The following is a 9,147-nucleotide window of genomic DNA, read 5'->3' on the forward strand; positions in this document are numbered from 1 at the left end:
GATCCGAGGGTGGGACGAGGTGGCGGAACGGCCCGGGCCGGGCGCGGAGCCGCAGGTCGGAGGCCGGTTGGGGGTCGCTGCGGGTGGCGTAGCCGGCCAGCTATTCACCTATTCCGATTGTTTTAGTAGGTTTACCCCTGTGACCAGGAGAGACACGGTGGCCGGAGCGGGGGCGCCGCCGCATGCGGCCGGGGCGCCGGCGCTGGCCGACGCGCGGCGGCTGCGGGCCGACCGGGCCCGGCAGGTGGCCGACGTGCTGCGCCGCCAGGTGCTGTACGGGGAGTTCCGCAGCGGGACCCTGCCCGCCGAGGCGGAGCTCGTGCGGGACTTCGGCGCGTCCCGCAACACCGTCCGGGTGGCGCTCGACCTGCTGCGCGCCGAAGGGCTGGTCGAGCGGTGCCCGGGCGTCGGCACGGTGGTGGTGGCCGAGAAGTACCCGCACGGGCTGGAACGGCTCCTCGGCCTGGCCGAGACGCTGCGCGAGCACGGGGAGGTCGCCAACGAGGTCCGCACCACCGGCCTGATCACGCCGTCGCGGGAGATCTCGTCCCGGCTCCGGCTGCCGGACGGCGAGCCCGTCGTCTACATCGAGCGGGTCCGGCGGCTCAACGGGACGCCGCTCTCGCTCGACCTCACCTACGTGTCCCGTGACCTGGGCGAGCCGCTGCTCGCCGAGGACCTCGCCCACAACGACGTGTTCGTCCTGCTCGAACGGATCGCGGGGCAGCCCCTGGGACGGGCGGACGTCACGCTGGAGGCCGTCAACGCCGACCCCCACTCGGCGGCGACGCTGGACGCGCCGCGCGGCACCGCCCTGCTCATGCTCGAACGGCTCACCCACCTCGCCGACGGACGCCCGGTCGACCTGGAGTTCATCCGGTTCCGCGGCGACCGCATCACGATGAGCGGCTCCATGAGCCGCACCTGACCCTCCTGCTCGACCCACCGACCCTGCTCGACCTTGCCCGACCGTGCCCGACAGTCTCACCGGCCGCGCAGCGCCGCGCGGTGTGTTCCGCATGCCCGGCCGCCCACCGCCGACCCCTGGAGAACGCCATGTCCCTCGTGGAGCATCGCGCCGACGTCCCTGTGACCGTGGACGAGGCCCTGTGCATCGACGGCTGCACCTTGTGCATCGACGTATGCCCGCTGGACGCGCTGGCCGTCCACCCGGAGACCGGCAAGGCGTACATGCACGTGGACGAGTGCTGGTACTGCGGCCCATGCGCCGACCGGTGTCCCACCGGAGCCGTGACCGTGAACATGCCCTACCTGCTGCGCTGAAGGGGCCGGAGATGAACAGAACCCTGGCGGCGGCCGCCGCCGCCGCCCTGATCCCGCTCGGCGCCGGCTGCACGGTGGCAGGCAACGCGTCCGGCGGAGGCGGGTCCGACCAGATCGTCGTCGGCTACCAGTCGAAGACCATCAACACGGTCACCGCAGGAACCCTGCTGCGCTCGCTCGGCTACTTCGAGAAGCGCCTGAAGGACCTGGGCAAGGCCGACGGCAAGAAGTACTCGGTGGTCTGGCAGGACTACGACACCGGCGCGCCCATCACCGCCCAGATGCTGGCCGGGAAGATCGACATCGGCTCGATGGGCGACTACCCGCTGCTGATCAACGGCTCGCGGTCGCAGGCCCAGGGCGGCGACGCCCGGACCGAGATGGTGGCGGTGACCGGCTACAACCTGCGCGGCTCGCTGAACGGCGTGGTCGTCGGCAACGGCTCGAAGGCCGCGAGCCTGCGCGACCTCAAGGGCAGGACGGTCTCGGCGAGCGTCGGGTCCGCCGGGCACGGGACGCTCGTCCAGGCGGCGCGCCGGTACGGGCTGGACCCGGCGAAGGACCTGAAGGTCGAGAACCAGCAGCCCACGGTGGGCGCGTCCGCGCTGCAGGCGGGCAGCGCCGCCGGGCTCGCGCAGTTCGTCGCGTGGCCGGGCCTGCTGGTGCAGAAGGGCCAGGCACGGCTGCTGTACGACGGCGGCGGGCTGAACGTGCCGACGTTCCACGGCGTCGTCGTCCGCAAGGAGTTCGCCGAGGAGCGGACGAAGGTCCTGCGGGCGTTCCTCGGCGCCCAGATCGACGCGACTCGCTCCCTGCACGCCGACCCCGTGAAGGCGGCGGAGTCCGTGGCGTCCTCTACGGGACTGCCTGCCGAGACCGTCTACCTCTACAACGGCGCCGGTGGCGTCGCCACGTTCGACCCGACCGTCAAGAAGAGGCTCAGGGACGCCCTCGCGCAGGACGTGCCGTTCCTGAAGTCCATCGGTGTCATCCAGACGCCGCTGGACGTGGGGCCGTTCATCAACGACGCCTACATCAAGCAGGCGTACGGCTCGTCCTACGAACGCGATGCCGCCTCCACCGCCAACCCGGCCGCGATCAACGGAACGGACGCGGTGTGCAAGAAGAAGGTGGACGATCCTGCGGCAGCCGGAGAGGTGTGGGTGACGGGCGAGACCAAGACGCGTCCGGTCGCCGGCCCCGTCTGCCTGTTGAAGAACGTGCGCGCCCTCCAGGCCGAGAAGAAGCAGATCCGGGCGGCCTACATCCCTGACGCGACGACCGGGACCCGGTGGTTCGCCGACAAGGACGTCTGGGTGGAGGACCCGTCGGCCGGTGCGGCGAAGCGGTTCGTGCCGTTCGCGACGCAGGAGGCGGCGGACAAGTACATCTCCGCCCACTCGGGTGCCAAGGTCGTCCCCTACGGTGAGGCGGTGCGGCGCGCATGAGCGGGGTGCTCCGCTGGCTGGTGCGGCTGGCGTCCCTGGGCGCGGCGCTGGTGGTCTGGCAGCTGCTCACCGCGGCGAACGTCCGGATGTGGGTGCGGTTCGACCGGTTCCCCGGCCCGGTGGACGTGGCGCGCGAGTTCGGCCGCCAGATCGAGAACGGGCAGTTCTACCAGGACATCGCCCAGAGCCTGGTGCGCATCCTGACCGGGTTCGCCTTGGCCGCCGTCCTCGGCATCGTGCTCGGCGTCGCGACGGCCCGCTCGCGCTGGGTGGGCGACCTGCTCCAGCCGCTGCTGGAGGTGGCCCGGCCGATCCCGGCCATCGCGCTGGTGCCGGTGGCGATCCTGCTGTTCCCGGCGAACGAGCAGGGCATCGTCTTCATCACCTTCGTCGCGGCGTTCTTCCCGGTGCTGGTCAGCACGCGGCACGCCGTGAACGCGCTGCCCGTCGTCTGGGAGGACGCGGTGCGCACGCTCGGCGCGGGCCGGGCGCGGGTGCTCGTCCAGGTCGTCCTGCCGGGGGTGCTGCCGGGCGTCTTCGGCGGCCTGTCGATCGGCATGGGCGTGGCGTGGATCTGCGTGATCTCCGCCGAGATGATCTCCGGTGACTTCGGCGTCGGCTACCGGACGTGGCAGGCGTACACGATCGTCGACTACCCCGGCGTGCTCGTCGGGATGGCCACCATCGGGCTGCTCGGCTGGCTCACCTCCGCCTCGGTGGAGCTCGCCGGACGCCGGCTGACCCGGTGGCTGCCGAGGGAGGAACGCCGATGAGCGGCGCGCACTCTGCACGGAGCCTGTCGTCCCGGAACCTGTCCTCGCGGACCGCGCGGACCGCGCGGGACCTGCCTACGCGGGATCTGTCCGCACGGGATCTGTCCGCACGGGGCCTGTCTTTGCGGGCCGACGGGGTGACCCTCGGGTACGGCAGCGGCCGCGCCGTGGTCTCCGGGCTCGACCTGGACGTCGCGTCGGGCGAGGTGCTGGTCGTCCTCGGGCCGTCCGGCTGCGGGAAGTCCACGCTGCTCCGGGCGTTCGCCGGCCTGCTGCCGGTCTCGTCCGGGCGCGTCCTGGCGGACGGGGTGCCCGTCACCGGGACGTCCGCCGACCGGGCGCTGATGTTCCAGGACGACGCGCTCCTGCCCTGGCGCACGGCCCGCCGCAACGTCGAGCTGGCGCTGTCCCTGCGCGGCGTCCGGCGCGCCGAGCGCCGCGCCACCGCCGCGCGCTGGCTGGAGCGGGTGGGCCTCGGCGACGCCGCCGGCCGGCTTCCGCGCGAGCTGTCCGGGGGCATGCGCCAGCGCGTCCAGCTCGCCCGGACCCTCGCCGCCGGGCCCCGCGCCATCCTGATGGACGAGCCGTTCGGCGCCCTGGACGCGCAGACCCGGGCGACCATGCAGCGCCTGCTCCTCGACGTCCTCGCCGACGCGCCCGCCACGGTCGTGTTCGTCACGCACGACGTGGACGAGGCGCTGCTGCTCGGCCACCGGGTCGTGGTGCTCGGCGCGGCCGGCGTCGCCGCGGAGTTCCCCGTCCCCGCGTCCCGCGACCGCGTCCTCGCGGCGCTGGGCGCCCGCACCGAGGCCAGGGAGGCCGTCTGATGGAGATCCCCTCCGTGGCCGAGCGGCGCGAGCTGGGCTGCGACGTGCTGGTCATCGGCGGCGGCACCGCCGGGACCATGGCCGCCATCACCGCGGCCGAGCACGGCGCCTCCGTGCTGCTGCTGGAGAAGGCGCACGTCCGGCACTCGGGCGCCCTGGCCATGGGCATGGACGGGGTGAACAACGCGGTCATCCCCGGCAAGGCCACGCCCGAGGACTACGTCGCCGAGATCACCCGGGCGAACGACGGCATCGTGGACCAGCGGACCGTCCGGCAGACCGCCACGCGCGGCTTCGCCATGGTCAAGCGCCTCGAACGGTACGGCGTGAAGTTCGAGAAGGACGAGCACGGCGAGTACGCCGTGCGGCGCGTCCACCGGTCGGGCTCCTACGTCCTGCCCATGCCGGAGGGCAAGGACGTCAAGAAGGTCCTGTACCGGGTCCTGCGGCAGCGGTCCATCCGGGAGAAGGTGCAGATAGAGAACAGGGTCATGCCGGTGCGCGTCCTCACCTCCGGCGGACGCGCAGTAGGGGCGGTCGGGTTCGACACCCGCAGCGGGGAGTTCGTCACCGTGTCGGCCGGTGCGGTCATCCTGGCGACGGGTGCGTGCGGACGTCTCGGCCTGCCCGCGTCCGGCTACCTGTACGGGACGTACGAGAACCCCACCAACGCCGGTGACGGCTACGCCATGGCCTACCACGCCGGCGCGGAGCTGAGCGGGATCGAGTGCTTCCAGATCAACCCGCTCATCAAGGACTACAACGGCCCCGCGTGCGCGTACGTGGCCAACCCCTTCGGCGGCTACCAGGTGAACGCCGAGGGGCAGCGGTTCGTGGACAGCGACTACTGGTCCGGGCAGATGATGGCGGAGGTCAAGCGCGAGATCGACTCGGCGCGCGGCCCCATCTACCTCAAGCTCACCCACCTGCCGGACGAGACCGTGGACGCCCTCGAAGGCATCCTGCACACCACCGAGCGGCCCACGCGCGGCACGTTCCACGCCGGGCGCGGCCACGACTACCGCACCCACGACGTGGAGATGCACATCTCCGAGATCGGGCTGTGCGGCGGGCACTCGGCGTCGGGCGTGTGGGTGGACGAGAACGCCCGCACCACCGTCCCCGGCCTGTACGCGGCGGGCGACCTGGCCTGCGTCCCGCACAACTACATGATCGGCGCGTTCGTCTTCGGCGACCTGGCCGGGGCGCACGCGTCCGCGCACACCTCCGCGCGGCCGGGGGGCGCAGCGCCCGAGCTGCCGGAGGACCAGATCCGGGCCGCCCACGAGCTGGTCTACCGCCCCCTGCGCCACCCGGACGGCCCTCCGCAGCCGCAGGTCGAGTACAAGCTGCGCCGCTTCGTCAACGACTACGTCGCGCCGCCCAAGACCGAGGCCAAGCTCGACATCGCCGTCGAGTCCTTCACCCGGATGGAGGCGGAGATCGCGTCGATGGGCGCGCGGACCCCGCACGAGCTGATGCGCTGCGCGGAGGTCACGTTCATCCGCGACTGCGCGGAGATGGCGGCCCGCTCGTCCCTGACCCGCACCGAGAGCCGCTGGGGCCTCTACCACGACCGCGCCGACCTGCCCGAGCGCGACGACGCGTCCTGGATGTTCCACCTCAACCTGCGGCGGCGCGGCGACGGGACGATGGAGTTCCTCAAGCGCCCGGTCGCCCCGTACGTGGTGCCGGTGGAGGAGTTCACCGTCCCGGCGCCGGGCGGGCCGATCGTCCTCACCCCGGCCGCGCCTGCCGTGCCGTCCGCCGCGCCCGCGCGCGCCGCGGCGTCCACGGGACGTCCGGCGACGGCCATCGGCCGCTCCCCGCGCCTCCTCGAACTGCAGCGGCTCGCCGAGACCGAGCCGTCCGTCGACGCGATAGCCCGGTACCTGGCCGACCCCGACCCGAAGGTCCGCCGCGCCGCCGTCGCCACGCTGACCGAGGTGGCGCCGGACGGCGTCACCGGCGCCCTGGCCACCGCGCTCGCCGACGGGCACGGCTCGGTGCGCCACGCCGCCGCGACCGCGCTCCGCGAACTGGTCGAGGTCCTCCCCGTCACGTCCCAGGTGAGGGACGCCCTGTCCGGCGCCCTGGACAGCCAGGACGCCCAGGTCCGCGCCGTCGTCCTGGACGTCCTGCGCGCGCTGCGCCTGGGCGGCCCCGCCGTGTTCGGCGACGCCCTCCGCGACGCCGATCACCGCGTCCGGCTCCAGGCCGTCCGGGGCCTGGTCGCGCACGACGCGGCGGACGAGGTGGGCCGCGCTGCGGACGACCCGTCCCGCGAGGTGCGGGTGGCGGTGGCGCACGGCCTCGGCACGATCGGCGCCCCGGCGTCCCCGGCAGTCCTGGGCCGCCTGCTGGAGGACCGCGACCCGCTCGTCCGGGCGGCGGCGCTCGAAGCGCTCGCGGGCGTCGGCTGCCCGCCGCCGCTCGACACCGCCGCCGCGGACGCCCTGCACGATCCCGCCTGGCAGGTCCGCACGGGCGCGGCCAAGGGCCTGGCCGCGGCCGACCCGGACATCGCCGCAGGCCCCTTGATCAAGGCTCTCGACGACCCGCACCTGGACGTCCGGAAGGCCGCCGTGATCTCTCTGGCCCCGCACGCCCCCCGACCGGACGTCCAGGATGCCCTGACATCGGCCACCAATGACCCGGACGCCGACGTCCGGGCGTACGCCCGGCGCGCCCTGGACCCCCGCTAGCCTGCGGCGGGTCGTTGCCAGGCAGCCCCTCTTGGCGGCGACCCGCCGCAACTGGACGCCGCCCGCCGGATCAGCGGGCCAGGGGCAGGAGGGCGGCGGTCGTGGCGATCTCCACCAGGGCTCCGAGGACGTCGCCGGTGATGCCGCCCAGGCGGCGGACGGCGTGGCGGAGCATGAGGAGCGCGGCGGCCAGGCCCAGCGCGACCGCCGCCAGGGCGTGCAGCGCGCCGCCCAAGACGTCGTCGGACGATCCCGTGGCTCCGGCGGCCGCTCCCAGCGCCGCGGCGAGCGTGACGACCACGGCCGTCACCAGTACGGCGGCGCGCGTGGGGACGGTGCCGGCCACCAGGGCGCCCAGGCCCCCCGGACGGGCGGACGGCACGCCCGTGCGGCAGGCCCAGGGGAGCGCCAGGCGGCCCGTGACGGCCGCGACGAGGATCGCGGCGGCGGCATGCGGGGACGACGCGAGCGCGGCCGTCTGGACGAGCAGGACGAGCAGGAGGGTCACCACGCCGAACGGGCCGATGTCGGAGCGCTTCATGATCGCGAGGGCCTCGCCGGGCGGGCGGCCGCTGCCCAGGCCGTCGGCGAGGTCGGCCAGGCCGTCCAGATGCAGGGCCCTCGTGATCGCCGCCGTGACCGCCACCGCCAGCGCCGCCCGCAACAGGGCGGACAGGCCGAGCGCGTCGCCCAGCAGGAGGACGAGGGCCGCGGCGCCCCCCGCGATCAGGCCGGCGGACGGGGCCAGCAGCATGGCGGCCCGGGCGGTGCCCCGGTCGATCCGGTCGACCCGGTCGGCCCGGTCCGCGCGCCAGGGGACGACGGTCAGGAGCGTGACGGCCAGCCGCAGCCCGGCGATCATCCGCGCTCCGGACCTGGCACCGTGCCGAGCTCGGTGACGCGGCCCGCCACGACCAGCGCGGCCTCCTCGGACTCGGCCGCGAGCCGCTGGTTGAGGTGGCCGAGCAGGTCGCGGAACGCGCGCCCGGACGGTGTCGTGGGCACCAGGGACAGCCCGACCTCGTCGCTGACCGCCACCACACGCGCCTCGGTCGCGCGCCAGGCCGCGATCAGGCCGTCGAGCCGTGGACGCACCTGCGCGGGATCGTCCCAGGCGCCGGCTTCGTCGATCGCCGCGGTGAGCCATGTTCCGATGCCGTCGATAAGAAGAGCCCCGGTCGCCGACTTCAAGGCGCCTTCCAGGTCGGTCGTCTCGACGGTCCGCCACCATGCGGGACGGCGGGAACGATGGGCCGTGATGCGTTCCGTCCATTCGGGGTCGTCGTCGCGCGTCATGCCCGTGGCCACGTACGTGACATCCGGATGGGCGGCCAGACGCAGCTCCGCCTCGGCCGACTTGCCCGACCGTGCTCCGCCCAGCAGGAGCGTGCGGAAGGGGCCTTCTTGCGGGCGCTGGAAGAAGGCCACACGTCGTTCCAGCTCTGCGAGGGAGGAGACACGGTGGTCGACGTGCACGGCCAGAACCGTCGTATGGGACGACACCGCTCCCGCATGGCGCAGGTAGCCGAGATGCTCGGGGGCGCCGATCAGGTCCAAGAGGACGGCGTCGTACGTCACGTCCAAGACGGGGTCGGGCCTTTCGCCGGGGCCGGACGCGACGAGGAGCTGTTCGCCGTGCGGGGCGGTCGCGTCGTAGCCGCCGGGGACGTCCGTCCGGGGACAGTCCTCCAGCGGGACGCCGTCGACGACGGCACCGGTCGGCTCGTGCCGGACACCGGCGAGGCGCAGCCGGTTGCAGGACGCGCAGCGGCAGCCGGGTTCGGGCCAGCCCCGCGGACCGGCGAAGGCATGGAGCTCGATGTTCATGTCGATCGGAAACTCTACGGCCCGCCCTGGAGACGATCGCTGGGTGGATACCCTCGCCTGGAACACGGACGTTCCCGGCGGAAGGAGACTCGGTGAGCAACCCCCCGAACGCACCGTGGCCGCAGCAGCCGCCCCAGGGCCCGCCCTAGGGGTCGCCGTCGCGCGTCATGCCCGTGGCCACGTACGTGACATCCGGATGGGCGGCCAGACGCAGCTCCGCCTCGGCCGACTTGCCCGACCGTGCTCCGCCCAGCAGGAGCGTGCGGAAGGGGCCTTCTTGCGG

Annotated in this window: 9 protein-coding genes; 6 read left to right on the forward strand and 3 right to left on the reverse strand. The window is 73.8% G+C overall.

The window, feature by feature from the left end:
• The first annotated feature begins 139 nt into the window (after positions 1–139).
• The 6 genes from E1298_RS39700 (at position 140) to E1298_RS39725 (ending at position 7,037) form a co-directional block, all read left to right on the forward strand.
• Positions 140–928 carry a GntR family transcriptional regulator gene (locus tag E1298_RS39700; RefSeq protein WP_243726104.1) on the forward strand — a complete coding sequence of 263 codons (789 nt, stop codon included), beginning with the start codon at positions 140–142 and terminating at the stop codon, positions 926–928.
• 128 nt (positions 929–1,056) lie between these two features.
• Positions 1,057–1,284 carry a 4Fe-4S dicluster domain-containing protein gene (locus E1298_RS39705; protein WP_067884863.1) on the forward strand — a complete coding sequence of 76 codons (228 nt, stop codon included), beginning with the start codon at positions 1,057–1,059 and terminating at the stop codon, positions 1,282–1,284.
• A gap of 11 nt (positions 1,285–1,295) precedes the next feature.
• Positions 1,296–2,732: an ABC transporter substrate-binding protein gene (locus E1298_RS39710; protein WP_131902544.1), complete on the forward strand. Its 1,437-nt coding sequence runs from the start codon at positions 1,296–1,298 to the stop codon at positions 2,730–2,732.
• Entirely contained in the window at positions 2,729–3,505 is a 777-nt protein-coding gene (locus tag E1298_RS39715; RefSeq protein WP_131902545.1) for an ABC transporter permease, read from the forward strand. The genes E1298_RS39710 and E1298_RS39715 overlap by 4 nt, the downstream gene beginning before the upstream one ends.
• Positions 3,502–4,332 carry an ABC transporter ATP-binding protein gene (locus tag E1298_RS39720; RefSeq protein ID WP_131902546.1) on the forward strand — a complete coding sequence of 277 codons (831 nt, stop codon included), beginning with the start codon at positions 3,502–3,504 and terminating at the stop codon, positions 4,330–4,332. The genes E1298_RS39715 and E1298_RS39720 overlap by 4 nt, the downstream gene beginning before the upstream one ends.
• Positions 4,332–7,037, forward strand: coding sequence for a fumarate reductase/succinate dehydrogenase flavoprotein subunit (locus tag E1298_RS39725; protein WP_131902547.1), 2,706 nt, complete (start codon positions 4,332–4,334; stop codon positions 7,035–7,037). The genes E1298_RS39720 and E1298_RS39725 overlap by 1 nt, the downstream gene beginning before the upstream one ends.
• A gap of 70 nt (positions 7,038–7,107) precedes the next feature.
• Here E1298_RS39725 and E1298_RS39730 read toward each other — a convergent pair whose 3' ends face one another.
• The 3 genes from E1298_RS39730 to E1298_RS39740 form a co-directional block, all read right to left on the reverse strand.
• Positions 7,108–7,899 (reverse strand): adenosylcobinamide-GDP ribazoletransferase, encoded by a 792-nt coding sequence (locus tag E1298_RS39730; RefSeq protein ID WP_131902548.1) that lies wholly within the window; start codon positions 7,897–7,899, stop codon positions 7,108–7,110.
• Positions 7,896–8,864: a bifunctional adenosylcobinamide kinase/adenosylcobinamide-phosphate guanylyltransferase gene (locus E1298_RS39735; RefSeq protein ID WP_131902549.1), complete on the reverse strand. Its 969-nt coding sequence runs from the start codon at positions 8,862–8,864 to the stop codon at positions 7,896–7,898. Before E1298_RS39735 ends, E1298_RS39730 begins: the two co-directional genes overlap by 4 nt.
• Before the next feature lie 145 nt (positions 8,865–9,009).
• Positions 9,010–9,120: a bifunctional adenosylcobinamide kinase/adenosylcobinamide-phosphate guanylyltransferase gene (locus E1298_RS39740; protein WP_424923198.1), complete on the reverse strand. Its 111-nt coding sequence runs from the start codon at positions 9,118–9,120 to the stop codon at positions 9,010–9,012.
• Between the last annotated feature and the right edge of the window lie 27 nt (positions 9,121–9,147).

Source organism: Actinomadura rubrisoli, assembly GCF_004349215.1.
Lineage (GTDB): Bacteria > Actinomycetota > Actinomycetes > Streptosporangiales > Streptosporangiaceae > Spirillospora > Spirillospora rubrisoli.